At 63.1% G+C, this 17,279-nt stretch carries 15 protein-coding genes and 1 pseudogene; 3 read left to right on the forward strand and 13 right to left on the reverse strand.

The genetic code is table 11. The features are described from left to right. Positions 1–186: 186 nt before the first annotated feature. From ACTG1P_RS13925 to argS, 9 genes are all read right to left on the reverse strand, one after another. On the reverse strand, positions 187–1,275 hold the full coding sequence (locus tag ACTG1P_RS13925) for an ABC transporter permease (RefSeq protein ID WP_440001518.1): 1,089 nt from the start codon (positions 1,273–1,275) through the stop codon (positions 187–189). Between the two features lie 3 nt (positions 1,276–1,278). Continuing rightward, entirely contained in the window at positions 1,279–2,388 is a 1,110-nt protein-coding gene (locus ACTG1P_RS13930) for an ABC transporter permease (RefSeq protein ID WP_440001519.1), read from the reverse strand. After that, the gene (locus ACTG1P_RS13935; RefSeq protein ID WP_440001520.1) at positions 2,385–4,154 is read right to left on the reverse strand and encodes an ATP-binding cassette domain-containing protein; all 1,770 of its coding nucleotides are present in this window, start codon (positions 4,152–4,154) and stop codon (positions 2,385–2,387) included. Before ACTG1P_RS13935 ends, ACTG1P_RS13930 begins: the two co-directional genes overlap by 4 nt. Beyond that, on the reverse strand, positions 4,151–5,119 hold the full coding sequence (gene hlyD, locus ACTG1P_RS13940) for a secretion protein HlyD (protein ID WP_440001521.1): 969 nt from the start codon (positions 5,117–5,119) through the stop codon (positions 4,151–4,153). Before hlyD ends, ACTG1P_RS13935 begins: the two co-directional genes overlap by 4 nt. 70 nt (positions 5,120–5,189) lie before the next feature. Further along, complete coding sequence (locus tag ACTG1P_RS13945; protein WP_440001522.1) at positions 5,190–5,816, reverse strand: TetR/AcrR family transcriptional regulator; 627 nt, start codon at positions 5,814–5,816, stop codon at positions 5,190–5,192. A 258-nt stretch (positions 5,817–6,074) separates the two neighbouring features. After that, on the reverse strand, positions 6,075–7,403 hold the full coding sequence (hslU, locus tag ACTG1P_RS13950; protein WP_100644792.1) for an HslU--HslV peptidase ATPase subunit: 1,329 nt from the start codon (positions 7,401–7,403) through the stop codon (positions 6,075–6,077). Positions 7,404–7,469: 66 nt separating this feature from the next. After that, a complete protein-coding gene (gene hslV / locus ACTG1P_RS13955; RefSeq protein WP_042018387.1) occupies positions 7,470–8,003 on the reverse strand; it encodes an ATP-dependent protease subunit HslV in 534 nt (177 codons plus the stop codon). Between the two features lie 187 nt (positions 8,004–8,190). Continuing rightward, entirely contained in the window at positions 8,191–9,036 is an 846-nt protein-coding gene (locus tag ACTG1P_RS13960; protein ID WP_440001523.1) for an SPOR domain-containing protein, read from the reverse strand. A gap of 3 nt (positions 9,037–9,039) precedes the next feature. After that, complete coding sequence (gene argS, locus ACTG1P_RS13965; RefSeq protein WP_440001524.1) at positions 9,040–10,785, reverse strand: arginine--tRNA ligase; 1,746 nt, start codon at positions 10,783–10,785, stop codon at positions 9,040–9,042. 310 nt (positions 10,786–11,095) lie between these two features. Here argS and ACTG1P_RS13970 point away from each other — a divergent pair, with 310 nt between their 5' ends. The 3 genes and pseudogenes from ACTG1P_RS13970 (at position 11,096) to ACTG1P_RS13980 (ending at position 13,048) form a co-directional block, all read left to right on the forward strand. Then, on the forward strand, positions 11,096–11,662 hold the full coding sequence (locus ACTG1P_RS13970) for an LON peptidase substrate-binding domain-containing protein (RefSeq protein ID WP_005355544.1): 567 nt from the start codon (positions 11,096–11,098) through the stop codon (positions 11,660–11,662). 141 nt (positions 11,663–11,803) lie between these two features. Continuing rightward, positions 11,804–12,372, forward strand: a pseudogene (locus ACTG1P_RS13975) (sigma-70 family RNA polymerase sigma factor). Continuing rightward, the gene (locus ACTG1P_RS13980; protein ID WP_440001525.1) at positions 12,365–13,048 is read left to right on the forward strand and encodes a ChrR family anti-sigma-E factor; all 684 of its coding nucleotides are present in this window, start codon (positions 12,365–12,367) and stop codon (positions 13,046–13,048) included. The pseudogene ACTG1P_RS13975 and the gene ACTG1P_RS13980 overlap by 8 nt, the downstream one beginning before the upstream one ends. Positions 13,049–13,114: 66 nt before the next feature. Here ACTG1P_RS13980 and bacA read toward each other — a convergent pair whose 3' ends face one another. The 4 genes from bacA to ACTG1P_RS14000 all read right to left on the reverse strand — a co-directional run bounded on the left by bacA (position 13,115) and on the right by ACTG1P_RS14000 (position 17,235). Further along, positions 13,115–13,930 (reverse strand): undecaprenyl-diphosphate phosphatase, encoded by an 816-nt coding sequence (bacA, locus tag ACTG1P_RS13985; protein ID WP_440001526.1) that lies wholly within the window; start codon positions 13,928–13,930, stop codon positions 13,115–13,117. Positions 13,931–14,045: 115 nt separating this feature from the next. Next, on the reverse strand, positions 14,046–15,035 hold the full coding sequence (gene galM, locus ACTG1P_RS13990; protein ID WP_440001527.1) for a galactose-1-epimerase: 990 nt from the start codon (positions 15,033–15,035) through the stop codon (positions 14,046–14,048). Continuing rightward, complete coding sequence (gene galK, locus ACTG1P_RS13995; RefSeq protein ID WP_440001528.1) at positions 15,032–16,180, reverse strand: galactokinase; 1,149 nt, start codon at positions 16,178–16,180, stop codon at positions 15,032–15,034. The genes galM and galK overlap by 4 nt, the downstream gene beginning before the upstream one ends. Continuing rightward, a complete protein-coding gene (locus ACTG1P_RS14000) occupies positions 16,177–17,235 on the reverse strand; it encodes a UDP-glucose--hexose-1-phosphate uridylyltransferase (RefSeq protein ID WP_440001529.1) in 1,059 nt (352 codons plus the stop codon). Before ACTG1P_RS14000 ends, galK begins: the two co-directional genes overlap by 4 nt. Positions 17,236–17,279: the final 44 nt, after the last annotated feature.

Here is a 17,279-nt window from a genome sequence, read left to right on the forward strand (position 1 = left end):
GTAATTCGATAAAATTCAAAGATATACAAAATTAGGTATACCAGTTGATGATTTCTGGGGTGGCTCGGGGTGAGGGGTGGTGGAGGGAAAGCCCGGTTTAGCAACTGCCGGGGAGTGAAAACTTCTGGCGGAAAAAGGCCGGCCTCGCGCTGGGCGAGACCGGCATCAGCCGAGCAAGGCGGCGCGTCAGGCGATATGGCGGCGGAACATGGCGAGCGCCAGCGACAGGGTGACGCCGGCGATGGCGAGCAGCGGCCAGAGCAGGGGCCAGGCGGCCGACCAGTCAAACCCCTTGAGGAAGACCCCCTTGAGCAGCACGATGAAGTGGGTGAGGGGGTCGATGGCCGCCAGCCACTGGAACACCTGCGGCATGTTCTCTACCGGCGAGATGTAGCCCGAGAGGATCACCGCCGGTACGGTGAAGGAGAAGACTCCGAGAAAGGCCTGCTGCTGGGTCGAGCAGAACGACGAGATGAAGAGCCCGATCCCGGCCAGTGCCAGCCCGTAGCAGACCATGCCCGCCATCAGCAGGCTGAGGCTGCCGGCAAAGGGGAGGTGAAAGACAAAACGGGCGGCCAGCGCGACTATGCACCCTTGTCCCACCGCCACCATGATGCCGGGCACCGCCTTGCCCGCCATGATCCAGCCTGCGGTGAGGGGGGAGACCAGCAGCTGATCGAAGGTGCCCTCCTCCCGCTCCCGCGCGACCGAGAGGGCGGTAACGATAAGACAGCCGGTGGTGGTGATGATGGCCACCAGCGCTGGCAGGATATGCCAGTGGAATTCGACGTTGGGGTTGTAGAGGTTACGTATCGCCAGCTCGGGTTGCCCCTTGCCCTCACTTTGCCAGCGTGTGATCACCTGACTGATGTAACCCGCCGCCACCTGACCGCCGTTGGAGCGACGGCCGTCGATAATCAGCTGCACCTTGGCCGGTTCGCCCCGCGCCAGCCGGCGGGAGAAATCCCCCGGAATCATCAGCCCGAGCAACGCCTGCTGCCCGGTGATGGCCTCGGTCATGCCCGCCTCGCCCTGCACCGGGATGATGGTGGTAAAGGCGGGCATATGGGTGAGGCGCTCCAGCAGCTCGCGGCTCTGGGCGCCGCCATCCTGGTTGTAGATGGCCAGCGTGTTGCCGGTCACCTCCAGAGTGGCGGCGAACGGGAAGAGGGCGGTTTGCAGCAGCACCGGCATGATGAGCAGAAAGCGCCCCTGGGTATTGCCCATCAGGGCCTGCAGCTCTTTTCGGATCAGCCACCAGAGTCGGATCAGCATGGGTTACTCCAGAGTGCGCCGCGTCTTGCGGGCGGTCAGGGCCAGCCAGAAACCGGCCAGCAGCAGCAGACAGAAACCGTTGACCAGCAGGATCGAGAAGACGCTGCCCGCCTGATAGAGGGTCTGCAAGGAGCTCGCGAAGTAGCGGGCCGGAATGAGGTGAGTGATGGCCCGCAGCAGCGGCGGCATGCTGGCGATCTCGAACACGAAGCCCGACAGCATCACCGCGGGCAGAAAGGCGGCGATCAGCGCTGCCTGTGCGGCGTTGAACTGGCTGCGCATCACAGTGGAGAGGAACAGGCCGAGTCCGAGGGCGCTGCCGAGAAAGACGCTGGTGACCAGAAAGAGCAGCAGCAGGGAGCCGCGCCACGGCACCGCCATTACCGCCACCGAGAAGAGCAGGCAGAGCAGCATGGCAATGATGCCAAGGCCATAGTAGGGCAGCAGCTTGGAGAGCAGCAGCTCCCCCTTGGTAACCGGGGTGGCGAGCAGCGCCTCCATGGTGCCGCGCTCCCACTCCCGCGCCACCACCAGCGAGGTGAGCAGGGCGCCTATGATGGTCATCACCACCGCAATGGAGCCCGGTACCAGAAAGTTGCGGCTCACCAGCGCCGGGTTGAACCAGGCGCGGCTCTCTATCGATACCGGCATGGCAACCCCCTCGCCAGCGAGCCATTCCTGCCAGATCCCCTGCACATAGTTGGTGACGAAGTTGGCGGTGTTGGGCTCGGAGCCGTCGGTCAGCAGCAGCGCCTGCGGCGTGCCATTGCCCTGACCGGCCAGCGCGCGGGAGAAGCCGTCGTCGATCACCAGCAGGCCGCGGATCTCGCCACGGGCCAGACTGGCGAGCAGGGACTCCTTGCTCGGCCCGCTGTGGATCTCCAGCGCGGTAGAGCCGCGCAGGGCCTGCTCCAGCCGCACCGCAGGGGCGCCGCTGTCGGTACGCCAGATGCCGAGGCGCAGATGGTCCACATCCAGATTGATGGCGTAACCCATCACCACCAGCAGTACCACCGGCATGATGAAGGCGATGAGGATGCTGCTCGGGTCACGGACGATTTGCAGCGTCTCCTTGCGGCAGAGGGCCAGCAGTCGCCGACGGTTGATGCTCATGCTTCCTCCTCGCTGGCCCGCTCGACCAGGATGATAAAGGCCTCTTCCATTGTTGGCAAAGAACAGGTCGGCAAGGAACCGGTTGGCAAAGAAGTCGCCGCCTCTTTGGCGGCCAGCCCCTTGAGGTCGTCCGGAGTGCCGAGGGCCAGCAGCTTGCCGCGATAGATGAGGGCGATGCGGTCGCAATACTCCGCCTCATCCATAAAGTGGGTGGTGACCAGCACGGTGACGCCGTGGTCGGCCAGCGCGTTGATGTGCGACCAGAACTCGCGCCGGGTTACCGGATCGACCCCGGAGGTGGGCTCATCGAGAAACAGCAGCGGCGGCTCGTGCAGCAGGGCGCAGGCCAGCGATAAGCGCTGGCGCAGGCCGAGCGGCAGGGATTCTGCCTTCTGATCGAGCCAAGAGGCGAGGGCAAAGGCAGTCACCATGGCGTCGATCCGCGTCTGCTGGTGGCGGCCGAACAGGCCGTAAATACCGGCGAAAAAGGAGAGGTTCTGGGCCACGGTAAGCTGCTTGTAGAGGGAGAACTTCTGCGCCATGTAGCCGAGGCGCTGGCGCGCCGCCGAGGGGCTGTGGGCCAGATCGATGCCGGTCACCAGCGCCTGTCCCTCGCTCGGGCGCAGCAGGCCGCACTCCATCTTGAAGGTGGTGGACTTGCCCGCCCCGTTGGGGCCGAGCAGGCCGAAGATCTCGCCGCGGCGCACCGCAAAGCTGACATCATCGGTGGCGGCAAAATCGCCGAAGCGCTTGGTGAGGTGGCGCGCCTCGATTACCGCCTCGGGGGAGACCCCCTGCGGCAGTTCGGCTTCCCGCATCCCGGCCGCCAGACTCGACTCCCCGCCGGGGCCGCCGCCGAGCAGGTCGATAAAGGCATCCTCCAGCCGGGGCTGGGCCGGTTGAAAGGCGCCGTTGGCGAGATGCAGCTCCGCCAGCGGCGGGGACGTCATGCCCGGGTGCAGCAGCAGACGAACCCGCTCCCCCGCCACCGCGCCATCCATCACTGCCGGGTGAGCCAGCGCCCGGCGCAGCAGGGCGCGTCGCTCGCGGCCATCCAGTTGCCCCGCCTCCAGCAGCCAGCAGCGGCTGGCCATGGCCCCCATCAGATCGGCCGGCGTGCCGCTGGTGCGCACCTCGCCATCCGCCATCAGCAGCACGTGGTCGCACAGCTCCGCCTCGTCGAGATAGGCGGTACTCCAGAGCACCGTCATTCCCCCTTTGGCCAGCTCGCGCACCATCTGCCAGAGGGCTCGGCGGGAGATGGGATCGACCCCGACCCCCGGTTCGTCCAGCAGCAGCACATCCGGGGTGCCGAGCAGGGCGCAGGCCAGCCCGAGCTTCTGCTTCATCCCGCCAGAGAGCTTACCCGCCGGTCGTGCGGTGAAACGGGCCAGATCGGTGAAGGCGAGCAGCCGCGCAAAGGTGGGCGTGCGTTCGGGCTCCAGTACGCCGCGCAAGTCAGCGTAGAGGGTGAGGTTCTCCAGCACGCTGAGATCCTCGTAGAGGCCGAACTGCTGGGGCATGTAGCCGAGGCGCTGACGCAGCAGGTCCCCCTTGCTCACCGGGTCCAGCCCCAGCACCCGGATGGTGCCCGCTTCGGGGATCAGCAGACCGGCCAGCAGGCGCAGCAAAGTGCTCTTGCCCGCGCCGTCGGGGCCGACCAGCCCGGTGATGCCGCCAGCCGGAATGGTGGCCGAGATGGCATTGAGGGCGACCCGCTCGCCAAAGCGTTTGGTGAGCCCCTCAAGGGAGATGGCGCAGCTCATGGCACCAGCCTGACGGTGACCGGCATCCCTTGGCGCAGGGCCGGGTCGGGATCCTGCACCACGATGCGCAGCCGGTAGACGAGGTGAGTGCGCAGGTCAGGCGTCTCCACCGATTTCGGGGTGAACTCGGCGGTGGGCGAGACAAAGCCCACTACCCCGTGATAGGGCTGGTCCGGCCGCGAGTCGGTGGTGAGGGTCACCCTGGCGCCGCTCGGGAAGTGGCCGAGCCAGGGCTCCTCCACATAGGCGCGCACCCAGACCGGTGCGGTCAGGGAGAGGTTGAAAGCGGTCGCTCCGCTCTGCACCATGCTGCCGTTCTCGATGGCGCGGCTGATGATGATGCCGTCGCTGGGGGCGGTCAGGCTGGCATCCGCCAGCGCCAGTTCGGCACTGGCGAGCGCCGCTTTGGCCCCTTCCTGCTGGGCATCGGACTGGGCGATTTCCTCCGGGCGGTAGCCGGTTTCGAGCTGGGCGAGCTGTTCGCGTGCCGAGCGTACCTGCGCCCGGGTCTGATCTCGCTGGGAGCGGGCGGTATCGAGCTGACCGCGGGAGATGGCGCCGGTGGCTGCCAATGTGCTCTGGCGGCGCCACTGCTGGTCGGCCTCCAGCGCAGCGGCTTCGGCGGCGGCCAGTGCGGCCCGGGCGCGGTCGGTCTCTTCGCTGCGATAGCCTTTGTGGATCAAGGCGTTGGCGGCAGTGAGTGCAGCCAGATTGGAGCGGGCGCTGTCGCGGCTGTGGGTGAGGGGAACCGGATCGAGGCGGGCCAGCAGTTGACCGGCTTTGACGCTATCCCCCTCATCAACCAGCACCTGATCGACTCGGCCGCCGACCCGAAAGGCCAGATTGACGTCGCGAATATCGACATTGCCGTAGAGGATGGAGCCGTCGGCCGGGCGCCCCTGCCACCAGAGGTAGCCACCGATAACGGTTAGCAGCAGGGCCACGATTGCAATGCGTTGCTTCATACCGCTTCTCCTTGAGGATGGCTCTGCAACCAGAGGTAACCACTGAGAGCTGCCATTGCGATGCGTTGTTTCATGCCGCTTCTCCTTCTTTCAGGCCGCGCAGGGCCCATACCAGCCGCTGTCTGGCGGCCTCGGGGTTGTCTATCTGGCTGAGAAAGGGGGCTGCCTGTTCGGGCAGCCAGCCGAGCTGGCGACCGCTGCCGGCGATCACCAGCGGCAGGCCGACCGACCCCATGATGAAGATCATTAGCTGGAGCGGGTGGCCCGCGACCAGCGAACCTTCCGCCTGTGCCATCCGTACCTGCTCGATCAGCAGCAAGGGGTGGCGGCGCGGCAGGCTGAGCAGAAAGCGCTGGGCCGCCCCTTCACCCGCCAGCGCATCGCCAAACAGATGGTTGATAAAGCTGCGCTGGCGCGCCACCAGCCCGATCAGCGCCTCCATGGTGGCCTCGAACATGGCGATGGCAGAGGGGTAGGCGCCTTTGGCTGCCACCGATTTGAGCTCGTCATAGAGGGGGGCGTACCAGAGCTCGACCAGCTCGTCGATAAAGGCGTCGCGGTTACCGAAGTGGTAGACGAAGGAGCCGAGGTTCACCTCGGCCGCCGCCGCAAGTTCCCGCACCGTCAGGCCGCGCAGCCCCTTCTCGGTGGCGATGGCGAGGCCGGTATCGAGCAGTTTTTGCCGGGTTGGATTCATATTCCGGGTTCCTGTTGCGCAGGTTTTGATCTGATTTATACATATGTATAAATCAATTGCGCAGAAGTGGATAGAACTTTTTTTGAGCAGATTTCAGCGGAGATGAAAAACGTCGGGCTTTCGTAAGGGGAGGTATGAAAGCGCCTTGGGATTGAATGGATTGCCGCAGATAAGGGCCAGAATCCGGGCAGATGACGGAGGTGGTGGAGAAATAAAAACGCCTCCGCGAAGGGAGGCGTTTTATCGGGAGGGGCGCGCTTACAGAATAAAGCGGCTCAGATCCTCATCCTCGACAAGCGCACCGAGGTGGGCGTTGACGTAGTCGGTGTCGATGACAAAGGTCTCGCCGGACTTCTCGGAGGCGTCGTAGGAGATATCTTCCATCAGCCGCTCCATCACGGTGTGCAGACGACGGGCGCCGATGTTCTCGGTACGCTCGTTGACCTGCCAGGCCGCTTCGGCCAGACGGCGGATGCCATCCTTGGTGAACTCGATGTTGACCCCTTCGGTGGCCATCAGCGCCTTGTACTGATCGGTCAGGGAGGCGTTCGGTTCGGTCAGGATGCGCTCGAAGTCATCTGTGGTCAGCGCGGTCAGCTCGACGCGGATCGGCAGACGGCCCTGCAGCTCGGGGATGAGGTCGGACGGCTTGGCGATCTGGAAGGCGCCGGAGGCGACAAACAGAATGTGGTCGGTCTTGACCATGCCGTGCTTGGTGTTGACGGTGCAACCTTCAACCAGTGGCAGCAGGTCGCGCTGTACCCCTTCACGGGAGACATCGGGGCCCGAGCTCTCGCCGCGCTTGCAGATCTTGTCGATCTCGTCGAGGAAGACGATGCCGTTGTTCTCGACCGCTGCGATCGCTTTCTGCTTCAGCTCTTCCGGATTGACCAGACGGGCTGCTTCCTCTTCGATCAGCGCCTTCATGGCCTCTTTGACCTTGATCTTGCGCTTCTTCTTCTGGTTCTGGCCCAGGTTCTGGAACAGCCCCTGCAGCTGGTTGGCCATCTCTTCCATGCCCGGCGGGGTCATGATTTCGACGCCCATCGGGGAGGCGGAGAGCTCCAGCTCGATCTCCTTGTCATCCAGCTGACCTTCCCGCAGTTTCTTGCGGAAGATCTGGCGGGTGTTGGAGTTGTCGGCTTTCTCTTCCTCACCCCAGGTATTGCGCGGGTTGGGCAGCAGGGCGTCGAGGATGCGCTCTTCGGCGGCTTCCTCGGCGCGGTATTTCATCTTCTCCATCTCGGTTTCGCGCACCAGCTTGATGGCGGCATCGGTCAGATCGCGGATGATGCTGTCCACTTCCTTGCCGACATAGCCCACTTCGGTGAACTTGGTCGCTTCCACCTTGATGAAGGGGGCGTTGGCCAGCTTGGCCAGACGACGGGCGATCTCGGTCTTGCCGACACCGGTCGGGCCGATCATCAGGATGTTTTTCGGGGTTACTTCATGGCGCATCTCTTCGTCGAGTTGCATCCGGCGCCAGCGATTGCGCAGGGCAACGGCAACGGCGCGCTTGGCATCGGCCTGACCAATGATGTGACGATCCAGCTCGTGGACGATTTCTCTCGGGGTCATCTCGGACATGATGGTGTTCCTGTATCCGGGGCGGGCAGTGCCCACCCCTTGGGAAATTGGGTTTGGCTGGTGGCCTTATTTGGCGGCGTAGTCCAGCACTTCGATGGTGTGGTTGCCGTTGGTGAAGACGCAGATGTCGCCCGCAATCTTGAGGGACTTCTCGACAATGCTCCTGGCATCCAGCTCGGTGTTTTCCAGCAGGGCGATGGCGGCGGACTGGGCGAAGTTGCCGCCGCTGCCGATGGCGATGAGATCGTGCTCCGGCTGGACCACGTCACCGTTGCCGGTGATGATGAAGGATTTGTGTTCGTCGGCCACGGCCAGCAGCGCTTCGAGGCGGCGCAGGGCGCGATCGGTGCGCCAATCTTTGGCCAGCGCCACGGCGGCGCGCTCCAGATTACCCTGATGGGCCTGCAGTTTTGCTTCGAAACGCTCGAGCAGGGTGAAGGCGTCGGCAGTACCGCCAGCGAAACCGGCCAGCACCTTGCCGTTATAGAGACGATGAACCTTGCGGGCGTTGCCCTTCATGACGGTGTTGCCAAGAGAAACCTGGCCATCGCCACCGATGACGACCTGACCGTTGCGGCGAACTGAAACTATGGTAGTCACTTTACTTACCTCGCTTGAGCCGAATGACGGCCTGACTGTGCATGGCAGAAAAGATGGGGATGGCAAACGGGCTTTTCAACCCTGCTTCTGGTCGGGATAAACGGGGTAGCAAACAGGGTGGGTGCGAGTGGCACCAAAAGAACAGGGCCGGGTGTTGCCACCCGGCCCTGCGTCAACGGTAAGCGGATTACCCTTTCTTGGGAATGCAGCCGCTGATGCCGGAGCTCTGCAGCTTGCTGTTGGCCGCATCGGCGGCCGCCTTGCCGTTGAAGGGGCCGACCATCACCTTGTAGACGGTACCGTTGGCGCCATTGATCACCTGCAGGCTGGAAGAGAGGCCGGCGGTGAAGGCGATACGCGCCTTGAGCGACTCTGCGGAATCCTGCGAGCGCAGGGCGGCGCACTGCATCATATAGCGACCGCCGTCGGCGGCTGCGGTCTGGGCTGGCGGGGTGGTCGCTTTGGCCTTGGCCGCTTCGGCCCGCTCCCGCTCCAGCTCGGCACGGATCTCCCGCTCCATCCGCTCCCGTTCGGCCTTGCGGTCGATCACCTGCTCTTGCGCGCTGGCAACCGGCGCACCGGAGGTGGAGGGAGTGGTTGCCGGATTGGGCTGATAGGGCTTGGGCTGGCCGATCGGTGTTCCCGGCTGGGGAATGTCGGTCGGCACCGGCTGCGGCAGTTTCTCCGGTTGCAGGGTCATGGTATCTGCCGGTGGTGGCGGCAGCACACCCGGCTGGGGCGGTGGCTCGATAACATCGACCTGCTTGTTCTCAAGCCGTTCGATGTAGCTCCACTTCTCCTGAGGCAGCCCGTTATTCTGCGCTTTTGGCTTGTTGGCCTTTACCTGCTCCTCAATGGTGGGGGCATCGTTGCCCTTGCCATTGATCATGTAAAGGAAGCCACCAAAGCCTGCCAGCAGTGCCACGACCAGCAGCACTGGAATAACAGGAAAGCGGCGAGGGGCCGCTTTCTTGGTATTGCGGCCACCCGCCCGACGTCGCGGGCGGCTGCCGACATAATCCCGGGTTGCCATCTATTACATGCGCTCCAGGGTATGGATGCCCAGTACGCCGAGGCCCAGTTTCAGTACCTTGGCGGTGGCGGCGCACAGCAGCAGACGGCTCTGACGGGTTGCTTCGTCCACGCCATCCTTGTTGATCGGGCAGGCTTCATAGAAGGTCATGAAGTTGCCGGACAACTCGTACAGGTAGGTACAGAGCAGGTGCGGCATGCCTTTGTCGGCCACGCCGTTGACCGCGTCGGAGAACTGGATCAGCTTCTGGGCCAGCACCTCTTCGGCTTCTTCGTTCAGGGCCACATTGCCGGTCAGCGTCTCGGCATCGATGTTGGCCTTGCGGAAGATGGACTGGATACGGGTATAGGCGTACTGCAGGTAAGGGGCAGTGTTGCCTTCAAACGACAGCATCAGATCCCAGTCGAAGATGTAGTCGGTAGTACGGTTCTTGGAGAGATCCGCATACTTGACTGCGCCCATGGCGATGGCGTTGACCACGTTGGCCTTCTCTTCGGCAGAGAGGTCGCTGTTGCGGCTCTCCAGCAGCGCAGCGGCGCGCTCTTCGGCCTCGTTCAGCAGGTCAACCAGCTTGACGGTGCCACCGGAACGGGTCTTGTAGGGACGACCATCCTTGCCCAGCATCATGCCGAAGGCGTGGTGCTCGAGGGGGACGGATTCCGGCACATAGCCCGCCTTGCGGGTGATGGTCCAGGCCTGCATCAGGTGCTGGTGCTGACGGGAGTCGATGAAGTACATGACACGGTCGGCGCCCAGGGTTTCATAACGGTATTTGGCACAGGCGATGTCGGTGGTGGTGTAGAGGAAACCGCCATCGCTCTTCTGGATGATGACGCCCATGGCCTCGCCATCCTTGTTCTTGAACTCGTCCAGGAAGACCACGGTGGCGCCTTCGCTCTCGACCGCCAGCCCCTTGGCTTTTAGGTCGGCCACGATTTCCGGCAGCATGTCGTTGTACATGGACTCGCCCATGATGTCCTTGTTGGTCAGGGAGACATTCAGGCGGTCGTAGTTGATCTGGTTCTGTTCCATGGTCATGTCGACCAGCTTCTTCCACATGGTACGGCAGTACTCATCGCCGCCTTGCAGCTTGACCACGTAGTTACGGGCGCGCTCGGCGAAGGCTTCGTCTTCGTCGTAGCAACGCTTGGCCTGGGTGTAGAAGGCTTCCAGATCCTTGAGCGCCATGTCGCTGGCGTGCTCGTTGGACATCTTCTCCAGATAGGCGATCAGCATGCCGAACTGGGTACCCCAGTCGCCGATGTGGTTGGCACGGATCACTTTGTGGCCGAGGAATTCCAGCGCGCGCGCAGCCACGTCACCGAGTACGGTGGAGCGGATGTGGTGCACGGCCATCTCTTTGGCCACGTTGGGGGCGGAGTAGTCCACCACCACGGTTTGTGGCGCGGGCAACCGTACGTTGGCGTTGGCAGAGGCGACCATGGCCTCGACCTGACCGGCCAGCCAGCGCTGGTCGAAGAAGAAGTTGATGAAGCCGGGGCCGGCGATCTCGACCTTGGCGATCAGGTCGGAGGCAGGCAGGTGCTCGATGATGGCCGCTGCCAGCTCACGGGGATTCTTGCGGGCCGGCTTGGCCAGCAGCATGGCCAGGTTGGTGGCCAGGTCACCGTGAGCTTTTTCCTTGCATCGGTCTACTTGCACGCGGGCTTCCAGGTCCGCCGGCAGGACGCCTGCTGACTTGAGATTGGCTACCGTTTGTTCAAGTAGATGATGAATATGCTCTTTCATAACTGACCACCAAGGTTGCGCGTCGAAAAATGACTGATATATAAGGGCGTGAATTTTACCCGCATCGGCTCGAGAAAACTATAGGGATGACCCGCCGCTCACTGTCGGGCGGATATTTCACTGCGTTTAGCGCCATATTCCAGAATATTGGGCGGAAATTACGGTGCTTATCCATTTCTACTGCATATCGAAGCGGCTTGTCCAGGCTATTTTCCCCTGATTGTTAAGGGTTTTTCCTTTCCGCTGACGGGAATGATCTCCTCCCTCTGGCCCGGCGTATCAACAGAGGTTCCCAACCGAGGAGTTTGCGATGCGACTGGCGCTGTTTCCCCTATCTGCCCACCTGCTGCCCGGCGGCGTCATGCCGCTGCGGATCTTCGAACCGAGATACCAGCGGATGATCGCAGAGGCGGGGGAGTCCGGCTTTGCCCTCTGCATGGTGGACCCTCGCCAGCCCGACGCCCTGCGCAACATGCTGCCCATCGCCACCCGGGTCACCATCATCGATTTCGACCGGCTGCCGGACGGCATGCTGGGGATCACGGTGCAGGGGATGGAGCGGGTGCAGATAGAGGATCTGTGGCAGGAGCAGGATGGCCTGCGTATCGGCGAGGTGACGCCGCTGACGGCCTGGCCGCCCCGCCGGCTCCATCCCGACCAGCAACCACTGGTTGATGCGCTGCGGGAGGTGTTTGCCGACTATCCCGACTATGCCGCCCTCTATCCCGCCCCCCGCTGGGATGATGGCAACTGGGTGGCCCAGCGCTGGCTGGAGGTGCTGCCCATCCCCCCTGAACAGAAGCAGTTGTTGCTGGCCGCTGCCGACAATCAGCCCGCCATCGCCCTGCTCAAGGGGGTGCTGGTGGCCAGCCACTGATTTTTTCCTGACCCGCTGATCCGCCAGCGCCGCAGCGCCGTACAAGTCATCACCACAGCATGTTCGACAGCACACCAAAGGGATGGCGCAATGGCATATACTGGCCAACCACACTCGACCATACGCAGGACTTCGCCCGTGATGGATAACCCGGATGGCGACCTCAAATCTCTGATGATCAGGGTGGCAGAGCAGGCCGACAAGGCTGCTTTTGCCCGCCTGTTCCAACACTTTGCGCCGCGTATTCGCAGCTACGGCTTGCGCCACCTCGGCAGCGAAGCCAACGCCATGGAGCTGGTGCAGGAGACCATGCTGCTGGTGTGGCAGAAGGCGCGCCTCTACCACCCGGATAAGGGGGCGCCGACCACCTGGATCTACACCGTGATGCGCAACCAGTGCTTCGACATGCTGCGCCGTCGGCGCGCCAGCAAGGAGGATCTTTGTGCCGAGGAGCTGTGGCCAGTGCTGGAGTTTCAGGCAGAAGAGGAGCACCTGAGCGGCGGGGAAGATGCGGTGCTGACCCGTCAGATGGCCCACTATCTGGGCACCCTGCCGGAGCCGCAACAGCAGGTGGTGCGTGGCATCTATCTGCAGGAGTTCTCCCAGCAGGAGTGGCGGAGCGACTCGGCGTGCCGCTCGGCACCATCAAGTCCCGCCTCCGGTTGGCGTTACAGAAACTGAAAGAGCAAGTGGAGCAAGGCCATGATTAAAGCCCATCCGACCGACCCTATGCTGCGTGCCTTCGCCGCCGACGAGCTCCCTCTGCCGCTGGCAGTGGGGCTCTCCGCCCACTGTGAACTTTGCCCCGATTGTGCTGCCCGACTGAAGACATTCGAAGAGGAGCTGGCGCAGCAATATCTTGCCTCGCCAGCAGAGCCCGAGGTGAACTCCCGCGATGAATTGGGACTGGACGCCGGATTCGACGCCATGCTGGCGGATATTCTGGCCCAGCCGCTGGCAGAGCCCCTCTCCGAGCCAACACATGACCAGCCCGGCGAGCTGGAGGTGGCCGGTCACGCCTACCGTTTGCCACGGGTGCTGGCCCGCTACCGCTCGCCCAAGTGGCGCCATATCGGGGCTATTCGTCAGCAGAGTCTGCCGCTGGACGAGATGGGGGCGCGCGCCAGTCTGCTCCATATCGAAGCGGGCGGCCGTATCCCCGAGCACACTCATCAGGGCTATGAGCTGACTCTGCTGCTGGCGGGCAACATTCAGGATGGCGATACCCTTTACAAGGCGGGAGATTTTATCTGGCGCGATGCCAGCCACTCCCACAGCCCGCATACACCGGACGGTTGCCTCTGCTACACGGTACAGGATGCGCCGGTGCAGTTCACCAAGGGGCTGTCGCGGCTGCTGAACGGCATCAGCCAGCACCTCTACTGAGCACCATGACGCCATAGAAAAAGGGACCAAGTTGGTCCCTTTTGTCATTTCATTGCAGGCTACCGGTCAGGCGACAAACACCAGATAGACGGCGAATGCCACGATAAAGCGGTAGATGGCGAACGGGATGAAGTCGATGCGGCGGATCAATGTCAGGAAGGTCTTGATCGCAAACATCGCTACCACGAAGGCGGTGATAAAGCCTACTGCAAACATCGGGAAGTCGGCCATCGAGAGAAAATCGCGGCTCTTGTAGAGATCCAGCGTGCTTGCCGCCATCATCATGGGCACCGCCATGATGAAGGAGAACTCGGCCGCCGCGTGACGGCTGATCCCCATCAGCATGCCACCACTGATGGTGGCGCCGGAGCGGGAGAAGCCGGGCCACAGGGCCAGACATTGGAACATACCGATACCGAACGCCTGCTTGTAGCTGATGTCATCCAGGGTTTCGGCGCTGACGGCCGGGCGGAACTTCTCGGCGATGATCAGCAGGATACCCCCCGCGATCAACGCGTACATTACTGTCTCTGGCCCGAACAGATGGGCCTTGATCCAGCTGTGGATGGCCAGACCGACCACGATGGCGGGCATCATGCCGAGGATGACGTGGATCAGCGACAGGGTGGCATGATCCTGAGAGGGCTTCTGGCCAAAGTGGATGCCAATCAGGCCAAACAGGCGGCGCCAGAACACGGCGACTACAGCGAGGATGGAGCCCAGCTGGATCACCACTTCGAAAGTGGCAGCCTTTGGGCCTTCAAAGCCCAGCAGATGGCCGACGATAATCATGTGGCCGGTGGAGGAGACGGGGAGGAACTCGGTCAGCCCCTCGACGACGCCCAGAATAAAGGCGACCAGCAGGCTATAAGTGTCAGTCATCGAACAAACAATCCTTAACTTCGTTGATGTAAAAACGCCCCGAAAGGGTCTCGGGGCGGCATATCTTGCTCGATTGTGACTGCTGAGGCTATGTAAAAATCATGAATTCTTTAAGTTAGTCGCGGATAAAGCGGTAGCGGGTCTGGTGGTGATAACGCCCACCCGGCAGCAGCCAAGGGTTGCCCAGCTCGGGGCGATTGGGGCTGTCCGGCAGCTGTTGCGCCTCAAGACAGAAGCCGTCGTGATCCCGGTGCGACAGGCCGCTGCGGTTCGGGGTATTGGCCAGCCAGTTGCCGGTGTAAAACTGCAGCGAAGGCTGGTTGGTGTAGATCTCCATTGCCAGCTGGCGATCCCCCGAGACCACCCGTGCCGCCCACTCGGCAGCCGGTCCATTGAGCACAAACGCGTGATCGTACCCCTTGGCCTGTTGCTGCTGGGGATGGCTCAGCCAATCCTGGCCAATCAGGCGCTCGTGGCGCAGATCGAACGGCCCTTCCACCGGTGTGATGGCGAGCGGCAAACCGCTCGGATCGGTCGGCAGGAAGTGGTCGGCATTGATGTTGATGAGGTGGTCACGCACATCGCCGCCATCGGTTTGCTCATCGAGATTGAAGTAGGCGTGGCTGGTGAGGCTGACCGGGGTCGCCGCATCCGTGCTGGCGACAAAGTCGATCACCAGATCGCTCTGCTCCAGCCGATACTCCAGTGTCACCCGCAGATTGCCGGGAAAGCCCTGATCCCCGCTACGGGAGAGCAACACCAGCTTGACCCGATCCGCCTCCAGCTCCTTGATTTGCCACTGCTGGCGATGAAAGCCTGCCTGCCCGCCGTGCAGACAATTGGGAGCCTGATTGGCATCCAGCGGCCAGCGCTGGCCATCGCGTAGCAGCTCGGCGCCACCGATGCGGTTGGCAAAACGCCCCGCCACCGCACCCAGCCACACCTGCTGGGTGGGATAGGCATCGTCGGCACAGCCCAGCAGCACTTCACGGCGCTGGCCCGCTACCGGCAGGGTGAGGGAGGTGAGGGTGGCGCCAAAATCGAGGCCGCGGAGGCGCAGCCCCTCCTCGTTTTCCAGTTCGAATGGCGTCATGGTGCTGTTCATAGCTTGCCTGCACCGGCGTTGGCAGAGCAGACGTAGCAGTCGGCCTTGAGGCCGAAGCGGGTCGGATACTCGGCTTCAACCGCGGCAATCACCTCGGCTACTTTCTCGGGGCGCAGCAGGGCGACCACGCAGCCGCCGAAGCCGCCGCCAGTCATCCGCACGCCACCATCAGTGCCGATTTTAGCCTTGATGATCTCCACCAGACCGTCAATGGCGGGCACTGTGATTTCGAAGTCATCGCGCATGGCGGCGTGCGACTCGGCCATCAGTTCGCCGAGGCGGGTCAGATCGTGGCTCGCCAGCGCATCGGCGGCCGCCAGGGTGCGGGCGTTTTCACCGACGATGTGGCGGGCACGGCGATAGCAGGCCTCATCCAGCCCTGCTTTGCCCGCTTCCAGTCCCGCCAGATCGAGGTCGCGCAGCGCCTTGACCCCGTAGTGACGGGCGGCGGCCTCGCACTGCTGACGGCGAGTGTTGTATTCGCTGTCCACCAGACCGCGGCGCACGTTGGAGTTGACGATCAGCACCGCCAGATCGCTGGGCATGGGGATGAGACGGGTCTCCAGCGAGCGGCAGTCGAGCAGCAGGGCATGATCGGTTTTGCCGCTGGCGGAGATCATCTGATCCATGATGCCGCAGTTGCAGCCGACGAACTTGTTCTCCGCCTGCTGACCGTTGAGGGCGATCTCGGCCTGGCTGATGTCGAGCCCCAGCGCCTCCTTGAAGGCCTGACCGATGGCCACTTCCAGCGAGGCAGAGGAGGAGAGCCCCGCTCCCTGCGGCACGTTGCCGGAGACCACCAGATCGAGGCCGCGCATGGCATAACCACGCGCTTGCAGATATTTCACCACGCCACGGATGTAGTCGCTCCAGCGCTGGCTGGGGTGATGCTCGATGGGCTGGCCGAGGTCGAACTGGTCGCGCTGGTTGTCGTAGTCGGCGGCGATCACCTGCACTTGCTGGTCATCGCGCAGGCCGATGGCGACGCAGGTCTCGTAGTCGATGGCGCAGGGCAGCACGAAGCCGTCGTTGTAGTCGGTATGTTCACCGATGAGGTTGACGCGACCTGGGGCGCGCACCAGCAGATCGGGCGCTTTGGCAAATTGCTCGGCAAAAACGGTGCTGACGCGTTGGCTGGGGGTCATAGGGCCTCCTCATTGGTGTGGCTGGTCTGGGTGTAGTGAATGGGGCTCAGGGCACGCAGCCGCTCGGCAGCCTGCTCGGGTGTAAGGTCGCGCTGGGTTTCGGCCAGCATCTCGAAGCCGACCATAAATTTGCGCACGGTGGCGGAGCGCAGCAGCGGCGGATAGAAGTGGGCATGCAGTTGCCACGCCTCGGGGCACTCCGATTTGGGCGGTGCAAAGTGCCAGCCCATGGAGTAGGGGAAGCTGCACTCGAACAGGTTGTCGTAGCGGCTGGTGAGCTCCTTGAGCGCCACCGCCAGATCCTGTTGCTGGGCCTGGGTCATATTGAGCATGGAGGGGACGTGCGCCTTGGGCTGCAGCAGGGTTTCGAACGGCCAGGCGGCCCAGAAGGGAACCACGGCGAGCCAGTGCTCGGTCTCCACCACGATGCGCGAGCGATCCGCCAGCTCCCGCTCCACATACTCCAGCAGCATGGGGCGGCCATGCTCCGCCAGCCAGTCGCGCTGGTGCTGCTCTTCGCGGGCGATCTCGTTGGGCAGGAAGTTGCTGCCCCAGAGCTGGCCGTGGGGGTGCGGGTTGGAGCAGCCCATGACTGCCCCTTTGTTTTCAAAGACCTGCACCCACTGCCACTGGGCCGACAGCTCGGCGACCTGGTCCATCCAGGTGGTGATCACCCCCTCGATGGCGGGCAGCGGCAGTTCTGGCAGGGTCTTGCCGTGGTCCGGCGAGAAGCAGATGACCCGGCTGGTGCCGCGGGCGGCTTCCAGTTTCAGCAGGGGATCGCTGGCGCTATCGGCGGCCGGAGTATCCTGCATCAGAGCGGCGAAGTCGTTGGTAAAGACAAAAGTGCCCTTGTAGTCGGGGTTGATGTCGCCAGTGACCCGGGTGTTGCCCGCGCAGAGGAAGCAGTCGGGATCGTGGGCCTGTTTGGGGGCCTGACTCACCTTCTCCACCTGTCCCTGCCAGGGGCGTTTGGCCCGGTGGGGGGAGACCAGCACATACTGGCCGGTCAGCGGGTTGAAGCGGCGATGGGGATGATCGACGGGGTTGAACATCATCTCTCCTGAATAAGGTATTGAAAAATAGACTCGTTTATTAC

It is taken from the genome of Aeromonas sp. 11P (assembly GCF_051920165.1).
In the GTDB taxonomy this organism is placed as follows: Bacteria; Pseudomonadota; Gammaproteobacteria; order Enterobacterales; family Aeromonadaceae; genus Aeromonas; species Aeromonas veronii.